The organism is Pseudomonas frederiksbergensis, assembly GCF_017114915.1.
GTDB lineage: Bacteria > Pseudomonadota > Gammaproteobacteria > Pseudomonadales > Pseudomonadaceae > Aquipseudomonas > Aquipseudomonas frederiksbergensis_I.
In genome coordinates this window covers 114165-134498 of the sequence record NZ_JAAUOE010000006.1, presented here as the reverse complement: position 1 = coordinate 134498, position 20334 = coordinate 114165, and the positions used below count along the sequence as shown (strand labels likewise).

At 62.2% G+C, this 20334-nt stretch carries 17 protein-coding genes; 14 read left to right on the top strand and 3 right to left on the bottom strand.

Translation table 11 applies throughout. From position 1 onward, the window contains the following. Positions 1-10: 10 nt before the first annotated feature. The 12 genes from HCU66_RS07060 (at position 11) to HCU66_RS07005 (ending at position 13923) form a co-directional block, all read left to right on the top strand. On the top strand, positions 11-1606 hold the full coding sequence (locus HCU66_RS07060) for a GumC family protein (protein ID WP_205887797.1): 1596 nt from the start codon (positions 11-13) through the stop codon (positions 1604-1606). Then, the gene (locus HCU66_RS07055; protein WP_420908043.1) at positions 1591-2694 is read left to right on the top strand and encodes a glycosyltransferase family 4 protein; all 1104 of its coding nucleotides are present in this window, start codon (positions 1591-1593) and stop codon (positions 2692-2694) included. The genes HCU66_RS07060 and HCU66_RS07055 overlap by 16 nt, the downstream gene beginning before the upstream one ends. Further along, positions 2691-4058, top strand: coding sequence for an O-antigen ligase family protein (locus HCU66_RS07050; protein ID WP_205887795.1), 1368 nt, complete (start codon positions 2691-2693; stop codon positions 4056-4058). Before HCU66_RS07055 ends, HCU66_RS07050 begins: the two co-directional genes overlap by 4 nt. Then, the gene (locus HCU66_RS07045; RefSeq protein WP_205887794.1) at positions 4055-5023 is read left to right on the top strand and encodes a glycosyltransferase family 2 protein; all 969 of its coding nucleotides are present in this window, start codon (positions 4055-4057) and stop codon (positions 5021-5023) included. Before HCU66_RS07050 ends, HCU66_RS07045 begins: the two co-directional genes overlap by 4 nt. Continuing rightward, the gene (locus HCU66_RS07040; protein WP_205887793.1) at positions 5016-6152 is read left to right on the top strand and encodes a glycosyltransferase; all 1137 of its coding nucleotides are present in this window, start codon (positions 5016-5018) and stop codon (positions 6150-6152) included. The genes HCU66_RS07045 and HCU66_RS07040 overlap by 8 nt, the downstream gene beginning before the upstream one ends. Before the next feature lie 12 nt (positions 6153-6164). Further along, on the top strand, positions 6165-7178 hold the full coding sequence (locus tag HCU66_RS07035; protein WP_205887792.1) for a polysaccharide deacetylase family protein: 1014 nt from the start codon (positions 6165-6167) through the stop codon (positions 7176-7178). After that, complete coding sequence (locus HCU66_RS07030; protein WP_205887791.1) at positions 7175-8479, top strand: lipopolysaccharide biosynthesis protein; 1305 nt, start codon at positions 7175-7177, stop codon at positions 8477-8479. Before HCU66_RS07035 ends, HCU66_RS07030 begins: the two co-directional genes overlap by 4 nt. Continuing rightward, a complete protein-coding gene (locus HCU66_RS07025; protein ID WP_205887790.1) occupies positions 8476-10395 on the top strand; it encodes a hypothetical protein in 1920 nt (639 codons plus the stop codon). The genes HCU66_RS07030 and HCU66_RS07025 overlap by 4 nt, the downstream gene beginning before the upstream one ends. Before the next feature lie 94 nt (positions 10396-10489). Continuing rightward, the gene (locus HCU66_RS07020) at positions 10490-11179 is read left to right on the top strand and encodes a GNAT family N-acetyltransferase (protein ID WP_205887789.1); all 690 of its coding nucleotides are present in this window, start codon (positions 10490-10492) and stop codon (positions 11177-11179) included. A 4-nt stretch (positions 11180-11183) separates the two neighbouring features. Next, a complete protein-coding gene (locus tag HCU66_RS07015; protein ID WP_205887788.1) occupies positions 11184-12392 on the top strand; it encodes a GNAT family N-acetyltransferase in 1209 nt (402 codons plus the stop codon). Beyond that, entirely contained in the window at positions 12364-13176 is an 813-nt protein-coding gene (locus tag HCU66_RS07010; protein WP_205887787.1) for a ChbG/HpnK family deacetylase, read from the top strand. Before HCU66_RS07015 ends, HCU66_RS07010 begins: the two co-directional genes overlap by 29 nt. A gap of 57 nt (positions 13177-13233) precedes the next feature. Further along, the gene (locus tag HCU66_RS07005; RefSeq protein WP_205887786.1) at positions 13234-13923 is read left to right on the top strand and encodes an N-acetyltransferase; all 690 of its coding nucleotides are present in this window, start codon (positions 13234-13236) and stop codon (positions 13921-13923) included. A gap of 250 nt (positions 13924-14173) precedes the next feature. Here the strand turns inward: HCU66_RS07005 and HCU66_RS07000 are convergent, their stop codons facing one another. Beyond that, positions 14174-15052: a LysR family transcriptional regulator gene (locus HCU66_RS07000; RefSeq protein WP_205887785.1), complete on the bottom strand. Its 879-nt coding sequence runs from the start codon at positions 15050-15052 to the stop codon at positions 14174-14176. Between the two features lie 162 nt (positions 15053-15214). Here HCU66_RS07000 and HCU66_RS06995 point away from each other — a divergent pair, with 162 nt between their 5' ends. Together HCU66_RS06995 and HCU66_RS06990 are read left to right on the top strand one after the other, a co-directional pair. Continuing rightward, positions 15215-16231: an alpha/beta hydrolase gene (locus HCU66_RS06995; RefSeq protein ID WP_205887784.1), complete on the top strand. Its 1017-nt coding sequence runs from the start codon at positions 15215-15217 to the stop codon at positions 16229-16231. Between the two features lie 63 nt (positions 16232-16294). Further along, positions 16295-17722, top strand: coding sequence for a mechanosensitive ion channel family protein (locus tag HCU66_RS06990; protein WP_205887783.1), 1428 nt, complete (start codon positions 16295-16297; stop codon positions 17720-17722). A gap of 65 nt (positions 17723-17787) precedes the next feature. On the opposite strand, the gene ycaC is transcribed toward HCU66_RS06990, so the two are convergent. Continuing rightward, positions 17788-18414: an isochorismate family cysteine hydrolase YcaC gene (ycaC, locus tag HCU66_RS06985; protein WP_205887782.1), complete on the bottom strand. Its 627-nt coding sequence runs from the start codon at positions 18412-18414 to the stop codon at positions 17788-17790. A 65-nt stretch (positions 18415-18479) separates the two neighbouring features. After that, the gene (locus HCU66_RS06980; protein ID WP_205887781.1) at positions 18480-20318 is read right to left on the bottom strand and encodes an amidohydrolase; all 1839 of its coding nucleotides are present in this window, start codon (positions 20316-20318) and stop codon (positions 18480-18482) included. Positions 20319-20334: the final 16 nt, after the last annotated feature.

Here is a 20334-nt window from a genome sequence, read left to right as displayed (position 1 = left end):
GTGACCGACCATGAACCCAAAGGAAAACTACCTGCATGAGTTCTTCAGGATCTTCTTCGCCAATAAGCAGTTGGTGAAGCGAGTCTTCCTGGTCTTTGCAGTGATTGCCCTGGTCCTGCCGATGATGCTCAAACAGAGCTTCGATATCACCGCGCAGGTGATCGTGCAGTCCAAAAAACTCTCCCAGGGAGACGCCACCACGTCCCTGACCCAAGGCGATGCCTCGTTCATTCCGCCGTCACTGGCCGACATGGAAACCGAGAGCAATATCCTGCGCTCGCCGGCCCTGATCCGTCAGACCATCAGCGACCTGCTGGCCAAAGGTGAGTACACGCCCCCTCTCGGGGCCTTTAGCACACTGGTGACCGAACCGATCCAGCGTTTGGTGACCAACCCCTTGCGTGAATACGTGATCAATCCGGTGCGCGACGCGTTCGGGCTTGAGACCGATCCCGTGCGCGATACCGACCTGGATGTCTTCACCCAGCAGGCCATCGAGAACCTGAAGATCGAAACCCTGCCGGGCTCCAACGTGATCTCCGTTGTCTACAGCTTTGGCGATCCGGCCCAAGGCACCCGGTTTGTCGCGGCGCTGTTGCAAAACTACCTGGCCAGCCGTCAGGAACTGCAATCGATCGACCTGCCGCAAAGCTTCTACGAAACCAAGAAGAAGCAATATCAAGTGCGTCTCGACGGCCTGGAAGGCACGCGACTGGCGTTGCTCGAAGGGGTGGGCTCGTCCGATCCGAAGGAAGAAATCACCTTCCGCCTCAACGCCATCAACACCGAGGAGCAGGCCTTGAGCCTGTATCAGGATCGCCTGCTGCAAAGCCAGCGCTGGCTCGACTACCTGAAAACCGCCCTGACGACAGCCACCAATACGTCCCGGCTCAGCGATTACACCTTCCCCTTCACCTTCACCACCACGGTGGACAACATTGCTTTCGAAGACCGGGAGATCAGGCAACTCGGTGAACAACTGACCACTCAGGTCAGCCGCTACATGAACGACCTGGCGGTGTTCCAGCCGGGCAGCGAACCGATGCTGTTGACCCGCGAGCAGATTTCCCGCACCCGTCAGCAGTTCCTGAAGATCGTCAGCAACCGGATCCAGGAGCGCACCAACGACCTGGCGATTGTCACCTCGGTGATCAACCAGAAAACCGCGCGCATCGCCGCATTCAAGAACCGCATCCACCAGTTGCAAGTGGCTCAGAGCAAGTTGCAGCAGATGGACACCGAGATCAATGCCCTGCACACGGCGTTCTCCACCTACGCGCAACGCTTTGCCGAAAGCAGCACCGCCCGTTCGCTGGACAACGACATGTCCAACGCCAAGGTGCTCAGCCCACCGTACGAACCGACCGAGGCGGCGTTTCCCAAACCGCTGCTGATCGTTCCGTTCGGGATGCTGACCGGTCTGCTGCTGGCCATTGCGTTCGTCTACGTGCGTGAGTTCTTCGATCACCGCTTCAAACATCCAGCGCAAATCACCCATGAACTGGGCTTGCCGGTGCTGTTGGTGATCAACGATCAGGACGCCCTGCCACTCAATCCGCACAAAAACTGGACCGTGCCCAGCTTCGTGCATTGGGTGCGGCATTGAACGGGCCGCTCAGTGCCAGCGCGCTGCCGATCATGCATTTGATCAGCAGCGGCGGCTTCTATGGCGCTGAGCGGATGCTGCTGGACCACTGCCTGACGACGCCGGGACGCCACCAGGTGCTGTTTCTGGATGCGCCGCCAGCCCTGATCGATCGGTTCCGCGATGCCGGGGTCGACTGCCGTGCTTTCTCGGGACTGGGGCAATTGCTGGGTCATTTACGTCAGCGGCGGGCTGAACGGCCGCTGATCAACACGCACAATTTCAAGGGTCTGTTATTTGGCTGGGTGGGCGCAACGTTGTTGAATTTGCCGTTGGTGATCACCCAGCACGGATTCACACCGCGCAGTCGCAAGCAACGCTTCTATGGCTGGCTGAGCCTGCAACTGTGCCGCACGGCGTCGGTGACCCGGGTGGTTTGCGTGGCCGAAAGCATCGCCGTGTTGCATCGCAAGGCCAGTGTCCGGACGGAGAAACTGCAAGTGATCCCCAATGGTCTGCCAACCGCCAACGGCCTGCTGCCCCACAACCCCAGACACCCGCGCTGGCTGGTGGGCTACGTCGGTCGGCTGAGCCATGAAAAAGGCCCTGACCTGTTTCTCGATGCCCTGATTCCGCTCTGCCAGCAATACCCGCAACTGGACGCCGTGATGCTCGGCGACGGCCCGGAACAACAAACCCTGCTGGCGCGGATTGCCGCAGCCGGCTTGCACCAACGCATCACCCTGCCGGGTTACCAGACCGACATGGTCCACTGGTGGCAACAACTCGACGCGCTGGTGATCAGCTCGCGCACCGAAGGCACGCCGATGATTTTGCTGGAGGCGATGCAGGCCGGGGTGCCCGTGGTGGCGTTCAGCGTCGGCGGAATTCCCGACGTGCTGGAGGACCGCCACAACGGACTGCTGGCCCCCCCCACCGACAGCACCGCCCTCGCCCGGCACATCGAAACGTTGCTGAGTGAGCCGGCGCTGGCTCGCGAATTGATCGACAACGCAAAACGTACGCAACTGGACCGTTACGACCTGAAGGCTTTGGCCGAACGCTGGTCGCAGCTTTATATCCGTACTGCACGGGAGGCACGCACGTGATCTTTCCGCTCTCGATCGTCAGCCTGCTCGCCCTGGTCTGCCTCGGTTTGCTGGCCAGTCCTTACCCGTATCTGGCGCCAGGCGCGGTGCTGGGCCTGGTGGCCATCGCCGTGCTTTACCGAAAACCCGCCTGGGGTTTGCTGGGCATCGCGGCACTGGTGCCATTCGAAGGTTTCTTCAAGGGCAGTGCGCTGTCGGGCACCAAGTTCATCGGTGCGTCACTGGCACTGATCCTGATGTTGCAACTGGCCATTCACCAGATTCCGTCCGAGCGCCTGCGCAGCAACATCTGGCGCTGCCTGATCGGGTTCATGGTGTTGTACCTGTTGAGCATGATCAATACCGACAACCTGGACATGTCCCAGAGTCATCTGCGGGATCTGAGCGTCGGCCTGGTTTTGTTTGTGATCACCTTGCTGGTCGGCCGTGAATTGAACCTCGATCTGTTCGCCCGCTTGGTGACCCTCAGCGTCAGTGCGACCAGCGCGCTGGCCATGTTCTCCACCAAGTATCAGGACCAGGGCCGCGCCGCCGGGCTGCTGGAAGACGCGAACTCGTTTGCCCTGCTGATCGCCTTCGCCATGCCGTTGGCCCTGCTGCTGGTGATCCGCGGCCCGAACCTGCTGCACCGATTGTTCTGGGGCGGCTGCTGCATTTTGCTGCTGGGCGGCATGACCAAAACCGACTCACGTTCCGGGCTGGTGGTGCTGTTCCTCAGCTTGATGATCGGCGCCTGGCACTACCGCGCGCAGTTGCCACGCATCCGTCCGCGCCATCTGGGCTTTGCCATGCTCGGCCTGGCGATTGTGATCCCGCTGGCCATGTATTCCATTCCAGACCGTTACGTCGCGCGCATCCAGTCCTTGAGCATTCTGAAGGCCGGCGCCAAAAGCCAGGACGAATCCCTCGGCCGCCGCGCGTCATACCTTGTGGTCGGCAGCCAGATGATTCGTGAGCACCCGTTACTCGGTACCGGCCCTGGCACCTTCCCGCTGCACTACGCCACCACCGGTTACGCCAAGGTGTTCTCCGCCAACCGCAAGCCCGGTGACCTGTACCGCCGCGCCCACAACACCTACATGGAAATCTTCAGTGAACTGGGGATTCCCGCCGGGCTATTGTTCGTCGGCATGCTGGGCCTTGGAGCGTACAACCTGGTCCGCGCCCGACATGCCTGGATGTTGCGACGCAATTGGGAGCAGGCCGACCTGATCACGCACCTGGGCATGAGCTATCTATCGCTGATGCTGTTTTTGATGTTCCTCAGCGCACCGAATCACAAATACCTGTGGATCATGCTCGCCCTGACCTGGGTGTTGCGCCTCAAGGCTGAGGAAACGCCACTGAGGGAGGCCAGGGCATGAGCCCCATCAGCCTCGTCATTCCGATGTACAACGAAGCCCGGCACATCGGCCGCACCTTGCTCGCCGCAAAAAAAGCCGCCGAGGCCGCCGCGCTGGAATGCGAGTTGATCGTGGTCGACAACGGCTCCGACGATCAGGGCCCGCACATCGCCCGCCAGTTCGGTGCGCAGGTGCTGGAGTTGCCCGGCCTGCTGATCGGTGCGCTGCGCAATCGCGGGGCAGCGATGGCGACAGGCGAATGGCTGGGTTTCATCGATGCCGATATCGAAATGCCCGAGGACTGGCTGACCCGGCTGTGCGAACTGGAGTCCGGCGGCCAGGCCGATGTCCTCGCCCTGGACTTGCACACCCCCCTCCAGGCGCCGTGGTTTGCCACGGCCTGGCAACGCCGCATGACCCGCCCGACCACTCACGCGTTACACCCGGCGCAATGGCTGCCCAGCGCCAACCTGCTAATGCGCCGCCACTGGTTCGACAAGGTCGGCGGCTTCGACGAAACCCTGCGCACCGGCGAAGACAAAGCATTCACCCTGCGCCTGAACGAAGCCGGTGCCCGACTGCTGGCGGTCAACCAAAGCGTCGCCCTGCATTGGGGTTACGAAGGCAGCTGGCGCGAATGGATCGGCAAGGAGTTGTGGCGCCAGGGCAGTCACCTGCAACTGCTGCGCGCCCAGGGGATGAGTCTGCGCTTGCTGCGGTTCCCCGCCCTGTCGGTGGGCGCGTGGCTGCTGGACTTCATGGCGCTGTCCGCCCTGCTCAACGGTTCTGCCCAAGTGGCGTTATTCATCGTATTCGTCACCAGCCTGCCCGCGCTGGTCTTGAGCCTGCGCCAGAGCCTGAAACACCGTGACTTGCGCCTGACGCTGCAACTGTGGGCCCTGCACTGGGTGCGCCTGCACCTGGCCGGCGCCGCGCTCATCCTGAGCCTGTGTCATTGGAATGCCAGGAGACCCGCCCGTGGCTGAGCTTATTTTCTGGTTGTGCCTGCTATTGCCGGCGTACGCCTGGCTTGGCTACCCGCTGCTGCTGACGCTGCTCACACCGTTGTTTGCGGCGCGGCGTCATGAGCCGGCACAACCGATGAACGTGAGCATCATCATCGCCGCGCACAACGAGGCCCAGTACATCGAAGAGAAACTGCGCATCCTGCTCGCCCAGGATTATCAGGCGCGCTCGCTGCACATCATTCTGGCCAGCGACGGCTCCACCGACGACACCGTGGCCCGCGCCCACAGGGTCATCGACCCGCGCATCAACGTGCTCGACCTGCCCCGTCAGGGCAAGGCGGCCACCTTGAATGCCGGCGTCGCCGTGAGCACCGGCGAGATCCTGGTGTTCACCGATGCCGACAACCAATGGTCGACCGACACCCTCGGTCAGTTGCTCGCGCCCCTGGCCGATCCAGAGGTCGGGGCCTGCGCCGGGCAAATGTCGATCCCGGTGGCGGGCAAGGGCCTGAGCCTGGGCGACAGCCTCTATCGGCACTACGAAGGCTGGCTGCGCAAGGTGGAAAATCGCACCGGCTGCATGGTCTCCGCCGACGGCGCCCTGCTCGCCCTGCGCCGCGAGCTGTTCCAGAACGTGCCAGCGGAGGTCAACGATGATTTTTTTATCAGCACCTGCGCGCCGGTGGCGTTCAAGCGCATCGTCTATGTGCCCGCAGCCCGGGTCACCGACCAGGGCGTCGATCAGATCAACAAACAATGGCGCCGTCGTCTGCGCGTCACCGTCGGCGGTCTGCAAAGCCTGGCCCAGCGCCGGGCGCTGCTGAACCCTTGGCGCCACGGCCTGTATGCGATTGCGCTGATCAGCCACAAATTGATTCGACGCCTGGCGCCGGTCCTGTTGCTGCCGTTGTTGCTGAGCAATGTCTGGCTGTGGAATGCACACGGCTTCTATCGCCTGAGCCTGATCGCACAGCTGATCGGTTATGCGGTGGCCGTCGTCGGTCTGCTGGATGGGCAACACCGCTTGCCCAGACCTTTTCGCCTCGCCGCGTTTGTTCTGGTGACCCTCGCCGGGATGAGTGTCGGTGTGTGGCAGTTCCTGCGCGGCCAGCGGTACGCGCAATGGAACCCTGAGCAAAATCGTTGAAAGGGCCGCGCCATGGCGATCAAACAACTCATAAAACGCACCAGTGGCTGGCTCTATCTCAACTCGCCGGTGGGCCGCCATCAATTGCACGGCGCCGGGGTGATCCTGATGCTGCACCGGGTGCTGCCCAATGACCGCGCCGCCGACCTGCCCCATCGCAATGAACTGTGCGTCGGGCCGAAGGCCTTTACGCATCTGCTGCTCTGGTTGAAAAAACACTTCGATTGCGTGCCACTGATGGAGATTTTGCAACCCGGCACACTGAGATCGGAGCACAGGCCGGAGCGCCCCAAAATCACACTGACCTTCGACGACGGCTGGCGCGACAACGCGCTGAATGCCTTCCCGTTGCTCAAAAGGTATCAGGTACCGGCGAGCATTTTTCTCTCCACCGATTTCATCGGCAGCCGCCAACGCTTCTGGTGGGAGAGCCTGGGCGAGACCCTGTGGCGCAGCCACGGTGAAAAAGCCCGGACGCATTTGATTGAATGCCTGCGACAGGCCGGACGACCGCTGCCAGTGCTGCTCGATGATCTGGATGTGCAGCGCCGCAGCCTGGCGCTTTTGCATTATCTGCAAAGCCTCAAAACCCTGTCGCCGGGGGAGCTGAACCGGCTCACCGATCAATGCCCCGCAGGCTCATTGCCCCAGGCCCTGGACTGGCATCAAGTCCGTGCGCTGGAAGCCAGCGGGTTGATCCGCTTCGGCCCCCACGGCGCCAGTCACGTGATCCTCACCGGCCTTGACGATCAACATCTGGATGAAGAACTGAGCCGCAGTCGCAATGCCCTGCTCAACGGTTGCAACCGGCCGCTGCCGGTCTACTGCTACCCCAATGGCGACCATGATGCGCGGGTGCGCGAACACGTGGCCGACCACGATTTCCCGTTTGCCCTGGGCACTGTCGCCGGCATTTATCGGGGTGTCAGCGATCCTTTGGCCTTGCCACGAGTCGGTATCAGCCAGCGCACGGCGCGCAATCCGGAGTTGCTCTCCTGGCGAATCTACCGGGGTGCCAGGCCATGAGTCGCGGTCACTACTTCAAACACCTGGCCCTGAGCATGGGCACCAAACTGGCGATGATCGGTCTGCGCCTGCTGCGCAACGTGTTGCTGGCAAGGATTCTGGGGCCCAGCGAGCGTGGCCTGTTCGCACTGCTCAGCACCCTGCCCGATCTGATCAGCGCCGCCACCAGCGGCGGGCTGAATTCGGCGGTGGGGTATCAGGCGGCCAAGCAACGGCCCATGGGTCTGCTGCTGAGCCAGGTGCTGGTGTTCGGTTGCCTGCTGGCGGGTTTGCTGACCTTGCTGGTGGTGGCGCTGGTGCGCGAATTCGGCGGCGAACTCGACATCACCACGCAACTGGGATTGCTCGCCTGGCTGTTGCTGCTGGCGGTGCCGCTGACCGTACTCAAAAGTGGCCTGCTGACCTTGCATAATGCGTCGGGCGGCGTGGGCGCGTTCAATGCCTTGCGGCTGATGGAATCCCTGGCGCCCCTGCTGCTGTTTCTGGCCCTGTTCCAGATGTGGAAAGACGCCGCGCTGGAAGCGGCGCTGATCAGCTGGCTGGCCGGCATCAGCCTGGTGGTGCTGGCCGGTTGGTTCTGGCTCAACCGTGCTCAGCCGTTGAAATTGCAATGGGACCGCACCAGCCAGAATGAACTGTTGCGCTACAGCGCCCGCAGCCATCCGGACCTGCTGTTCCAGCAAGTGATTCTGCGCTCCGATTACCTGTTCATCGGTGCCCTGCTCGGCAGCACCGCGTTGGGTCATTACGCCATGGCCAGCGCCGCCGCCGAGTTGCTGCTGATCGTGCCGGAAGCGGTGACCACGCCGCTGATGAAGCGCCTGCTGCAACAGGACGAAGGCATGGATCGCCTGACGCCGCTGGCCCTGCGCCTGACCGCCACGGTGATGCTCGGCGGCTGCCTGACCATGGCGGTGATCGGCGAGTGGCTGATCGTCACGCTGTTCGGCATTGCCTATCAGCCGGCCTACCCGGCCTTGCTGGCGCTGCTGCCGGGGCTGCTTGGTCTTTGCTATGCGAGCATCCTGCGCCTGGACTTGCTGGGCAAAAATCGCCCCGGCACGGTGTCGCTGCTGGTGGGCCTCGGGGCGCTGCTGAACCTGGCCCTGAACCTGCTGCTGATCCCGATCTACGGCATCGTCGGCGCCGCGACGGCATCGTCCATCGCCTACCTGGCAGTGACCGTCGCGCTGCTGGTGATGTACTGCCGGTTGAGCGGCGTACCGGCCTGGCAAACCCTGATCATCCTGCCCAGCGATGTGGCACCGATGCTTCAGATGCTGCAACGGAAATCGGCATGAAACGCCTCGTGCTGCTGTTGAGCCTGGGCCTCGGCTTGAGTGCCCAGGCGGCGCCCATGCGCTGGGCTGATATTCGCGATGGCAGTCTGTACCTGCAAGCGGATCGCCCCGACACACTGACCATCCGCTGGGTCCCGGCGTGGCAGGCCGATGCCAACGAAGAACGCCTGTACCTGCTCGACGGCAACGGCAACCTGAAAGGCGAACGCCTGATCGGCGCCAGTGAAACCCAAGGCAAACAGAGCTGGCCACTGAAGCCGGGGGCCGCCAGTTATCGACTGGAAATTCCCGGCTACAGCTTCCGCCGCTACACGGTCGAACACGACGAACGCACCGTGGCGTTGTTCGCCCCGGCCAAGGTGCATTTCAGCGCCGAAACCCGCGGCGGCGATGAGCTGTATTTCAAAGTCGCACCGGGGGAACACGCGGTGCTGGCCGGCAAGTTTCACGGTGGCGTCAGCGCTCTGCTGGCCCAGCGTGTGAGCGACAACCAACACGTGACGCTTACGCTCAAACCCTATCGCGCCTATTGGCAGTTCGATCAGGTGGCATTGCCCGTCACCCAGGATGAACAGGTCTGGCGCCTGCGCCTGCAAGGCAGCGGCAAAGTTGCGTTCTGGCTCGATGGCACGGCAAACCTGTTCGCCCAGAACCCGCAGCAACTCAAACCGCTGCGCGAGGATGATGGCCAGACCCGCTTGACCCTGCACAAAGAACTGCTCGGCCCGACCCCGAACCTGGGCATTTACCTGCCCTATGTGCTGCCCCCTCAATCCAGTTTCGCGGTACTCGACGCCCTCAAGCCTCAGGCGGGTTCCTATTACAGTTTCGTCGATGTCACCGCGCAAAATCCGCACCACGAAGATGCGTTCCGCCAGCTCTATCAGAACCGCTTCGGCATCACCCAGGACATCACGCTGCTGGCCGGCAGCCAACGCCAGGCCGATCTGCGGGCCGACCCCGTGAGCAACGCCGGCCTCGACGCCTGGCTGGCTGCGACCCGTGCCCTCGGCGGCACCGGCACTCACTACATCGCCTTCGCCGACGAGCCGAACCTCAATTACCCGAGCTACACCAACTACCAGGCGATCTTCAACAGCATGGCCCGGCAGGTGCGCAGCGACCCGGCCAACGCCAGGGCCGGTGTGCGCATCGCCATGCCCGCCACTTCGCGCTTCGTCAACGGTCCGTTCGCCGATGACGCCATCGATAAGCGCGGTATCGACTGGGCACGGCGCCTGCTGGCCGAATCCGGTGCGCAAATCGATGCCCTCGCCTGGCACGAATGGATGATTCGTGACCTGCTGGCAACCCGGGTCTACCGCGACAGCGTGCGCCGCGCCGCCGAACTGGTGGGCCTCGATGCCAAGGGCCGGCCACGCAAGGCCTTGCTGCTGGACCAGACCAACCTGTCCAGCGGTTCAAGCCTGAGCCCCTACGATCAAGAAACCCATTTTGCTTCGCTATGGTGGACCTCGGTGGTCATCAACTCGGCGCAGGACGGCTTGCTGGACATGCTCAACTGGTTCCAGGCCGCCGACGAACCGACCTACCCCAAAGGCATGGTGCGGGTGCTGGGCGGCGATCGTTTCGAGCTCAAACCGGTGGGCCTGGCCCAGCAATTCATCCAGCAGCACTGGCTGAAAAACGTCATGCGCCTGGACAACGACGCCTTCGAAGTCGACGTATTGGCCATGGCCACCGAACACCAACGCAGTTTGCTGGGGGTCAATAAGGGCCCGCGCTTGCAGCGTGTCGATCTGGCCGGGGCGGCGTGTCCGCTGGCCAAGGGGTCGCTGATGTATTTCGGTGCCGACAGCCGCAGTCGTAGCGCTCCATTCGACTGTAAGGACGGTCGCGTCAGCTTCGATTTGCCGGGGCAAACCCTGTTCGCTCTGAGCTGGAGCGCCTCGTGAACGCCGTCAACTTGCATTACACAAAGATCGCGCCGCTGCCGAGTGCGCATTGCAGCATGTCATCCACGGCCGGTCTCCGTCAGGAGGCCATGACATGAATGTCTCAGGGAAACTTCGCCAGCACATCAAACACAAAGGTCTGCTTGCAACGATCAGGGGGGGGTGGAAGCGCTACGTGTTTGTTCACTGGGAGCTGTTATGGATGAGGCGTGACCTGGTCAGCCCGGTGCCGCCCCATCACCTCAAGCCTTATCCACCGCTACGGATGAAGACCATCACCGTGCAGAACGCCACGGCCTTCACCCGTCATTTTGGCGATCGTGTCAACACCATGGCGGAACTGGCCGCCGAGGGTTACACCGGGCATATGTATCTGGATGACAAAGGCGACACGGTAGCCTTCATATGGGGCAGCACCCGGGCTTATCACGACCGGCATTTCTATGGCTGCACATCCGCGGTCAACAAAGGCGAATTTTTCGAGTTCGGCGGTGAACTGGCCCGCGCCTATTGGGGCTCCACGCTCTCGGTGGATCTGCAGCTGCAACTCTGGAAAGCCATGCACGCCCAAGGCTGCAACACCGTTGTGGATGTCTGCGATGCCGACAACATACCGGCGATGAAACTGCATATTCGCATGGGCTATCAAGAACAAGGACGCGCCCTGCACGTCTACCGATTATTCGGCCGCTGGCGCTTCTTTCGTGAGACCCGTTACAGCGGCTCACGTCTGGATGCGTTACGCAAACCGTCCCGTTCACCTGCTCCTGAGTCGGCGGGCTGAACCTATGATGGCGCGATTCGAATGGCGCACCTCGCTGTGCGCCCCGGACTTTCCGACAGCCGCCTACGAGGGGCTGCGCCTGCGCGTGACCGACCACACGCCCTTCAACACCTTGGCCTGGCTGTGCGCGTCGGAACAGGCACTGGCCGCCGGGGAACGCTTGCACGTTCTGCTGGGCTGGCAGGACGATGAATTGGCCTTGTGCCTGCCATTGGTGGCGTCCACGGAGCGCTTTGGCGGGCTGCCGTTTCGTATCCTGCGTCACCTCGGTTATCCCCTCACCGATCGCCTGGCCCTGCTCACCTGCCTCGATGCCGAGAGCATGCGCAAGGCGCTGGTGATGATCCGCCATCGCGTGCCCCATGCGATGCTGCAACTCAATGAATTGTCCGAACCCATCGGTGAAGAAAGTGCGCTGACCGCCTGGATGGCGCATAGCTCGACCGGCGAACGCCGCCTCAGTTGTCGGGTGCCGGTGCACCTGATCAGCGATGCCGACCGTCTGGAGGTGTCCGGCGACCCACGCTACAAACTGCGCCGTGCGCGTAAACGCATTGCGGCCTGCGGTGCCCAGGTCCGACGGATAACCCCCGACGCGTCCACCATCGGGTCGCTGTTGCGGGTTCTCGGCAAAGTCGAAGCGCAGAGCTGGAAAGGGCTTCAAGGCGTGGGGATTTTCACCAGCGACCGCAGCCGCCAATGGATCGAGCGGGCCTTCACCGCCCTCGCCGAACAGGGACTGATGCGGGTGGTGGTGCTGGAACTGGACGAGCGCTGCATCAGCTATCGCCTCGGGTTGCTGGAACAGGGCCGGCTGTACGACTACAACCTGGCGTTTGTGCCGCGATACGCCGACCTGGGCAGCGGTCGTGTGCTGCTCGACGAGTGGATCCTCTGGGGGCTGGATGACAATTGGCACTGGATCGACGCTTCGCGGATCAGCCTGGAAAACTCCAGCCATCAACTCCAGGAACGCATGACCGGGCAACTGGAGCACTGGCGCTGGAGTTTCTACTCCTGGCGCCCCAGCGGCCTCGTCCTGGGGTTGGCCATGCGACTCTGGCACCAGTTCAAACCCTGGTTGAAAAAGTGGCGAGCCTGGCGCGCAGCAGCGGCGCTCAAGCCGACTTCCGCACCTGGGGACAAGAGCCCTGAGCCCAACGCAATACCCCTGGAGGGCGAACATGCCTCGCCAAGTCATCGTCAACGCTGACGATTTCGGGCTCAGCCCGAGCGAAAACGCGGTGATCCTGGGCGCCTTCCAGGCCGGGGTCATCAGCTCCGCCACCGCCATGGCCAACATGCCGGCGTTCGAAGCGGCCTGCATCCTGGCCCGGCAGCCGTTGCTCAAGGGGCGAATCGGGCTGCACTTCAACCTCACCTATGGCCGACCGTTGAGCCCGTCGATTCTCGCGCGCTCGACGTTCTGTGACAGCCAGGGTGAGTTCGACCTCAGCCTGCCCCGCCACAGTCTCTGGCTCAACCGCCTGGATCGCGATGCAGTGCTGGAAGAACTCGAGGCCCAGTGGCAACGCTGCCTGGACAACGGCCTGCGCCCCAGCCACATCGATTCCCATCAGCACGTGCACAACATCTGGCCCGTCGGCGAAATCGTCGCGCGCTTTGCCGCCCGCCAAGGGGTGCCCGTGCGCCTGGCCCGGGATCTGGGCAGTAACCTGAGTGTGCCCAAGCGAGTGTTCAAGACGTTACTCAACCATCGATTGAACAGCCTGGCTGGAGCGACCGCCCAAAACGTATGCACCCCCGTCGACCTGCGCACCGTGGCGATGCCAATCGACGGCCTGCTGGAAATCGTCGTCCATCCGATCCATATCGGCGCTGATTTTGGCGATGCCTATCTGAACCAGGGAGAGTCTCTGAGCCATGTGCTGGATCAGCGTCTTCGGGGTATTCCCAGAGTGTCCTATGCCGTGGTGCCACGCACACTCAAGGAGGAGCTGCAGTACACGACTGAGCTACATCCATTGAAACCATGATTTATCGCCATTGAACACGTTACCCACCACACCCTGGCTTCGGCCGCGGAGGACTTCATGAGCGCCATCGAAAAGCTTCACGAACGCATCAGACAAAAAGGCCTGCTCCACACGCTCCAGACGCTCTGGAAGCGCTATGTGTTCTTCCATCGAGAGCTGTTGTGGCTGGGGCGCGATCTGGTCACCCCGGTGGCGCCGCACAATCTGCGGCCCTATTCGGGTTTGCGTCTGGTGACCATCACCCCGGAAAACGCCACGGCCTTCACCAGGTATTACGGCAACCGCGTCAAGGCCATGGCCGAAATCGCCGCCGAGGGCCACACCGGGCACATGTACGTGGACGAGCAAGGTGATGCCATCGGATTTATCTGGGGCAGCACCGGGGACTACTTTGATCGGCACTATTACGGCTGCTGGTTCCGGGTCAATCCCGGCGAATTTTTTGAATTCGGCGGTGAAATGATCCCTCAATACTTCGGCTCCAACCTGTCGGTGGACGCCCAGTTCAATCTCTGGAGTGCGATGCGGGCCAAAGGCTACAACAAGATCGTCGACGTCTGCGATACCCGCAACATCCAGGCCATGAAAATGCACATCCGCATGGACTACCAGGAGCAAGGGCGCATCACCCACGTCTACGACCTGTTCGGTCGCTGGCGCTTCTTCCGCGAAACCCGCTACAGCGGCTCGCGGCTGACGGCGTTGCGTAAACCGGAGCAGCGGACGGTGACTGCGGCGCAGGTGTGATTGGCTTCCGCTCCCACATTTGGCCGCATCTCCCTGTAGGAGCGGGCTTGCCCGCGAAGACGTCGGTACAGTCAACATTGATGTCGCCTGACACACCGCTTTCGCGGGCAAGCCCGCTCCTACAGGTTCCGTGGCTTAACTGTTGATTGATTTGCTGCATGCCCCGGATGCGCACAGAGATCAATCTTTGGCACTACGTTACTTCTGCCCACTCCAGGGGTATCACCGGTGGCGTGAACCCTCTCCCCCGTTAATTCAACCGCTCACGCAAGAACTCGATCAGCGCCCTCACCGGTCGCGAGCCCTGGCGATGCTGAGGGTAGACCGCCGACAAGGTCAGCGGCTCGGGGCGCAAATCATCCAGTACCGGCACCAGCCTACCGTCTTCCAGGGCCGAATCGACGATGAAGGTCGGCAAGTATGTGATGCCCATGCCGGCAATGGCCGCGTCCTTGAGCAGTTCACCGTTGTTGACCCGCATCCGCCCGGTGACGTTGACGGTCAGCGGTTTACCCCGCCCTTCGAAACGCCATTGCACCTGACGACCGTGGCCGTAGGGCAGGCAATCGTGGCTGTGTAGATCTTCGGGTTTAAGCGGCGTGCCACGCTCGGCCAGATACGCCGGGCTGGCGCAGTACAAGCGCTCGATGGAGGCGATGCGCCGTGCGATCAGTGTCGAGTCTTCCAGCACGCCGATGCGCAATGCCAAATCGTAACCTTCGCCGAGCAAGTCCACCGGCCGATCGCTCAGGTCGACTTCCACGGTGACGTCGCGATAACGCTGCAAAAATACCGGCAGCAAACAGCCCAAATGTGCCACGGCAAACGACAACGGCGCGCTCAGGCGAATGGTGCCGCGCGGTTCGGTGGTCTGGCCGGCGATGCCCTGCTCCACCTGCTCGACTTCACTGAGCAGGCGCAGGGCCGATTCGTAATAACTCTGCCCCAGCGGGGTGACGTCCAGCCGTCGGGTGGAGCGATTGAGCAGGCGCACGCCGAGACGCTCTTCCAGCTGCATCAGGCGGCGGCTGACGAATTGCTTGGACAGCCCTAATTGATCGGCTGCCGCGGTGAAGCTGCCGGAGTCCATGACCTGGCAAAAAATACGCATGTCTTCGAACGGGTTCATTGTCGCTCTCTGGTTGACAGTTATTCGCTTTATAGCCGCTTTTTCACTTTCCGGCACCTCATTAATCTGTGCTCACGGTGTTGCTGAGGCCTGAACCCCAGCGCCACAGCAGCCCGATCCCAAGGCATACAAAAACTCAAACGATTGAAAAAGGATTTGCACATGAACATCAAGAAAACCCTCGTCGCTTCCCTCCTCGCCCTGTCCATCGGCAACGCATTCGCCGCCGGCAGCCCCGGTGTCGAACACAACACCCAGGCCTTCCTCGAAGCCCTCGCCGCCGGTGGTGGCAAGCCGCTTGAGCAATTGAGCCCGAAAGACGCCCGCGCGGTGCTGACCGGTGCCCAGGCTTCGGTGAAGGTTGATCTGTCGGGTGTTGAAATCAGCGACAAGGCGATCAAGGTCGACGGCCAGACCATCAACTTGAAAGTGGTGCGTCCGGCCAAGGTCAAGGGCGAGTTGCCGGTGTTCATGTTCTTCCACGGCGGCGGCTGGGTATTGGGCGACTTCCCGACTCACCAGCGCTTGATCCGTGACCTGGTAGTGGGCTCCGGCGCCGTCGCGGTATACGTCGACTACACGCCGTCGCCGGAAGCGCAATACCCGACCGCCATCAACCAGGCCTACACCGCAACGAAATGGGTGGCCGAGCACGGCAAAGAGATCGGTGTCGATGGCAAGCGACTGGCGGTGGCCGGTAACAGCGTCGGCGGCAACATGGCGGCGGTCGTGGCGCTGATGGCCAAGGAGCAGAAAACCCCTGCCCTGCGCTTCCAGCTGTTGATGTGGCCGGTGACCAACGCACAGTTCGACAACGGCTCGTACCCGCAATTTGCCGAGGGGCACTTCCTCACCAAAGGGATGATGCAGTGGTTCTGGGACAACTACACCACCCACCCGGCCGAGCGTGCGCAGATCCATGCCTCGCCGCTCAATGCCAGCGCCGAACAGCTCAAGGGCCTGCCCGCCGCACTGGTGCAGACCGCCGAATTCGACGTGCTGCGTGACGAGGGCGAAGGCTACGCCCGCCACCTCGATGCGGCCGGTGTGCCGGTGACCTCGGTGCGCTACAACGGGATGATTCATGACTTTGGCCTGCTCAATCCGCTGAATCAGATTCCGGAAGTCAAAGCGGCGGTACGTCAGGCCGCGGCCGAGCTCAAGACGCATCTGAACTGAGTCCAATCTCTCGCCACACCCCAGGGTGTGGCGAGTTTTTTTGTGCCCGCTGGAGTGCAATCCATGAGTCTTTTCTCTGCCCACCTGTTGCCTTGGAGCGCCCTGCTGCTGGTGCTCGACGCGCTGCTCTGGCACCTCGTCCCGTTCAAGCATCGCGCGCCAAAGGTCGGTGTGCGGCTGGTGCTGTTTCTGGCGTTCAGTGCACTGGTCATCAACGCCGGCGTCAGCCCGTTGCAGACGCCGTTGTTTGCCGATGACCCGGTGGCGCAACTGGGTGCGACGGCGCTGGGGATTCTCTGGTGGCTGTATGCCGCACGGGTGCTCACGGAAGTGTTCGGTCTGGTGCTGATGCGCCGCATAGGTCACAGCGGCCGTTTGTTGCAGGACGTTATCGGTGCGCTGGTGTTTCTGGCCTCCATCGTCGCGGCCGCCGGTTATGTACTGGATCTGCCGGTCAAAGGTCTGCTCGCGACTTCCGGCGTGTTCGCCATCGTGGTCGGTCTGGCGCTGCAGAGTACGTTGGCCGATGTGTTCTCCGGCATCGTGCTCAACACCACCAAGCCCTATCAGGTGGACGACTTTGTGGTGATCGACGGCGTCGAAGGCAAAGTGCTGGACATCAACTGGCGCGCCACGCACCTGTTGAGCAGCGCCGGCACGATGGCCGTGGTGCCGAACTCGGTGGCGGCCAAGGCCAAGATCGTCAACCTCAGCCGCCCGAACAACCTGCACGGGGTATCGATCAGCATCAAGGTGGCGAACCACATCCGCCCACGCCGGGTGCTCGACGCCCTCGACCGCACACTGCAAGGCAGCAGCAACCTGTTGCTGAACCCGGCACCCAAAGCGGTGTTGAAAGAGGCCGGCGAAGAGATGTCCGAATACGTGGCCAGCGGTTTCATCGCCGAGCTGAGCAAGAAAAGCGACGTGCGCAATCAACTGTTCGACCTCGCCCATCGCCATCTGGAAGCGGCCGGCATCTCACGACACCCCGACGGCGTGATCGAACCCTCGACCCGCGCCCGCGCGCTGCTCGATGAAGTGAAGATATTCCGCTCGCTGAGCCATGAGGAACGTGATCGCCTCGCCGAATCGATGGTCGCGCAACAATACGCCGCAGGCCAGGTGGTGCTGGATCTGGATGAAGTGCCGGACAGCCTGTTCGTGATCGCCACCGGCGTCGTCAGCGCCAGCGTGCCGGACGGCGATGGCTTCACCGAGGCCGGTCGCATGGGGCCGAGCGAAGTCATGGGGGAACAGAGCATCCTGGCCGATACGCCGTCGCAGGCGACGTTCACCGCGCTGACGTCTTCGATCATCTACCGTCTCGACAAGAACCTGACCCGCCAGTGCATGGAACAGCGCAGCGAAGTGGGCCAGGCGTTGAACAAGTTGCAGGCGGTGCGGCAGCAGAACAGCCGGCTGGCGTTGATGGCCAAACCGGCACCGATCCGCAAAGGTGGTTTTTTGGGATGGTTGCAGAAGCGCTGATGTATCGGACATTCGATCAGCACAAAAAAATGCCCGCACATCGCGGGCATTTTTTCTTCAGCACCTTACTTGGCAGTGAACTTGGTGTAGCTGTTGATCAGGTTGCGGTAGTTCGGCAGACGCTGGGACAGCAGGTTGGCCAGGCCTTCCATATCGTTGCGCCAGTCGCCCTGCAGCTCGCACGCCACGGCGAACCAGTTCATCAGGTGTGCACCCGCCGCCGACATCCGCGCCCACGCTGCTTGCTGCACGGTTTCGTTGAAGGTGCCGGAAGAATCGGTTACCACGAACACTTCATAACCTTCGGCAATGGCCGACAGGGTCGGGAACGCCACGCAGACGTCAGTCACCACGCCGGCGATGATCAGTTGCTTGCGGCCGGTCGCCTTGATTGCCTTGACGAAGTCTTCGTTGTCCCAGGCATTGATCTGGCCTGGACGGGCAATGAACGGCGCATCCGGGAACTGTTCTTTGAGCTCTGGCACGATCGGGCCGTTCGGGCCGCTGTCGAAACTGGTGGTGAGGATGGTCGGCAGATTGAAGAACTTGGCGATATCACCCAGGGCCAGCACGTTGTTCTTGAATTCGTTGGGCGAAAAATCCTGCACCAGCGAGATCAGGCCAGTCTGGTGATCGACCAGCAGCACAACGGCGTCATCTTTGTTCAGACGTTTGTAAGGTACGTTGCTCATGTGAAACTCCTCGGAGGGTGATGAGTGAAGCGTCGACCACAATGGCCGACGCTTTGTTGCAAGACTCAGAACGCGAAGCAGGAACAGCCGAAGGCGCCCCAGAAACCGGCGAAGTCACTCACCGGCACGTTCGACATACGGGCCTTCTCATGGCTGTGGGTATGCACGGTGCACGGGCCGCTGCACTGGTGAACCTGCGCCTGCATCGGCGCGTTCGGCCGCCAGTGTCCCGGAACCTTCGCCACCGGCGACCAGTCCGGCAGCACCGGCAGGCTGACAGGCCCGAGTTTTTCGAAGTCGCCGGCGGCGTACACCACCTTGCCGCCGACCACGGTCAGTACCGACTCGATCCACTTGATGGCTTCTTCCTCGACGCTGAAAAAGTCCGCGCTCAGTGCTGCCAGGTCCGCCAGTTGCCCGACCTTGATCTGGCCTTTCTTGCCCTGCTCCGACGAGAACCAGGCGCTGCCGTGGGTGAACAGCTCCAGTGCAGTGGTGCGCGGCAAGCCTTCCTCGTACAGCGCCAGACCGCCGACGGTACGACCGCTGACCATCCAGTACAGCGAGGTCCATGGATTGTAGCTGGACACTCGCGTGGCATCGGTGCCGGCGCCGACCGGTACACCCTCGGCCAGCATGCGCTTGATCGGTGGCGTAGATTCGGCGGCCTGCTTGCCGTAGCGGTCGACAAAATATTCACCCTGGAACGCCATGCGGTCCTGGATCGCAATGCCACCGCCCAGCGCCCTCACCCGCTCGATGTTCTGCGGGGTGATGGTTTCGGCGTGGTCGAAGAACCATGGCAAACCGTTGAACGGAATATCGCGGTTGACCTTCTCGAACACGTCGAGCATGCGGCTGATCGATTCGTTGTAAGTGGCGTGCAAACGGAACGGCCAGCGCTGTTCCACCAGATGGCGCACCACCGGCTCCAGCTCCTGTTCCATGGTCTGCGGCAGGTCTGGACGTGGTTCGAGGAAGTCCTCGAAGTCCGCCGCCGAGAACACCAGCATCTCGCCGGCGCCGTTGTGCCGCAGGAAGTCGTCGCCCTGATGCAGCTTGACGCTGCCGGTCCAGTTCTTGAAGTCGGTCAGCTCTTCTTTTGGCTTCTGGGTAAACAGGTTGTAGGCGATGCGCACGGTCAGTTGGTCATCTTTCGCCAACTGCTCGATCACCTGGTAATCGTCCGGGTAATTCTGGAAACCACCGCCGGCATCAATGGCGCTGGTCAGGCCGAGACGGTTGAGTTCGCGCATGAACTGGCGGGTCGAGTTGACCTGATATTCCAGCGGCAGCTTCGGCCCCTTGGCGAGGGTCGAGTACAAAATCATCGCGTTCGGCCGCGCCACCAACATGCCGGTTGGGTTGCCGTTGGCATCACGCACGATTTCGCCACCCGGCGGGTTCGGCGTGTCGCGGGTGTAACCGACAACCCGCAATGCGGCGCGGTTGAGCAAGGCGCGGTCGTACAAATGCAGCACGAACACCGGCGTATCGGGCGCCGCCTGGTTGAGTTCTTCCAGGGTCGGCATGCGCTTCTCGGCAAACTGGAATTCGTTCCAGCCACCGACCACCCTCACCCACTGCGGCGTCGGCGTGCGGTCGGCTTGCTCCTTGAGCATGCGCAACGCATCGGCCAGGGACGGCACGCCTTCCCAGCGCAGTTCGAGGTTGTAGTTCAAGCCGCCACGGATCAGGTGCAAGTGCGAGTCGTTGAGGCCAGGGATGACGCAACGGCCCTTGAGGTCGATCACCTGGGTGCCCGAGCCGCGCAGGGCCATGGCCTCGGCGTCGGTGCCGACCGCGACGAAGCGGCCATCGCTGATCGCCACGGCGCTGGCGAGGGGTTTTTCGCGGTCTACGGTATGAAATTGGCCATTGAACAGAATCAGATCGGCGTTCATCGCAGTTCCTTCGTCA

Excerpts from the sequence above, each read along its gene's own strand:
- HCU66_RS07060 (WP_205887797.1), top strand. The coding sequence starts at position 11 with ATGAACCCAAAGGAAAACTACCTGCATGAGTTCTTCAGGATCTTCTTC.
- HCU66_RS07045 (WP_205887794.1), top strand. The coding sequence starts at position 4,055 with ATGAGCCCCATCAGCCTCGTCATTCCGATGTACAACGAAGCCCGGCAC.
- HCU66_RS07035 (WP_205887792.1), top strand. The coding sequence starts at position 6,165 with ATGGCGATCAAACAACTCATAAAACGCACCAGTGGCTGGCTCTATCTC.
- HCU66_RS07030 (WP_205887791.1), top strand. The coding sequence starts at position 7,175 with ATGAGTCGCGGTCACTACTTCAAACACCTGGCCCTGAGCATGGGCACC.
- HCU66_RS07025 (WP_205887790.1), top strand. The coding sequence starts at position 8,476 with ATGAAACGCCTCGTGCTGCTGTTGAGCCTGGGCCTCGGCTTGAGTGCC.
- HCU66_RS07020 (WP_205887789.1), top strand. The coding sequence starts at position 10,490 with ATGAATGTCTCAGGGAAACTTCGCCAGCACATCAAACACAAAGGTCTG.
- HCU66_RS07015 (WP_205887788.1), top strand. The coding sequence starts at position 11,184 with ATGATGGCGCGATTCGAATGGCGCACCTCGCTGTGCGCCCCGGACTTT.
- HCU66_RS07010 (WP_205887787.1), top strand. The coding sequence starts at position 12,364 with ATGCCTCGCCAAGTCATCGTCAACGCTGACGATTTCGGGCTCAGCCCG.
- HCU66_RS07005 (WP_205887786.1), top strand. The coding sequence starts at position 13,234 with ATGAGCGCCATCGAAAAGCTTCACGAACGCATCAGACAAAAAGGCCTG.
- HCU66_RS07000 (WP_205887785.1), bottom strand. The coding sequence starts at position 15,052 with ATGAACCCGTTCGAAGACATGCGTATTTTTTGCCAGGTCATGGACTCC.
- HCU66_RS06995 (WP_205887784.1), top strand. The coding sequence starts at position 15,215 with ATGAACATCAAGAAAACCCTCGTCGCTTCCCTCCTCGCCCTGTCCATC.
- HCU66_RS06990 (WP_205887783.1), top strand. The coding sequence starts at position 16,295 with ATGAGTCTTTTCTCTGCCCACCTGTTGCCTTGGAGCGCCCTGCTGCTG.
- ycaC (WP_205887782.1), bottom strand. The coding sequence starts at position 18,414 with ATGAGCAACGTACCTTACAAACGTCTGAACAAAGATGACGCCGTTGTG.
- HCU66_RS06980 (WP_205887781.1), bottom strand. The coding sequence starts at position 20,318 with ATGAACGCCGATCTGATTCTGTTCAATGGCCAATTTCATACCGTAGAC.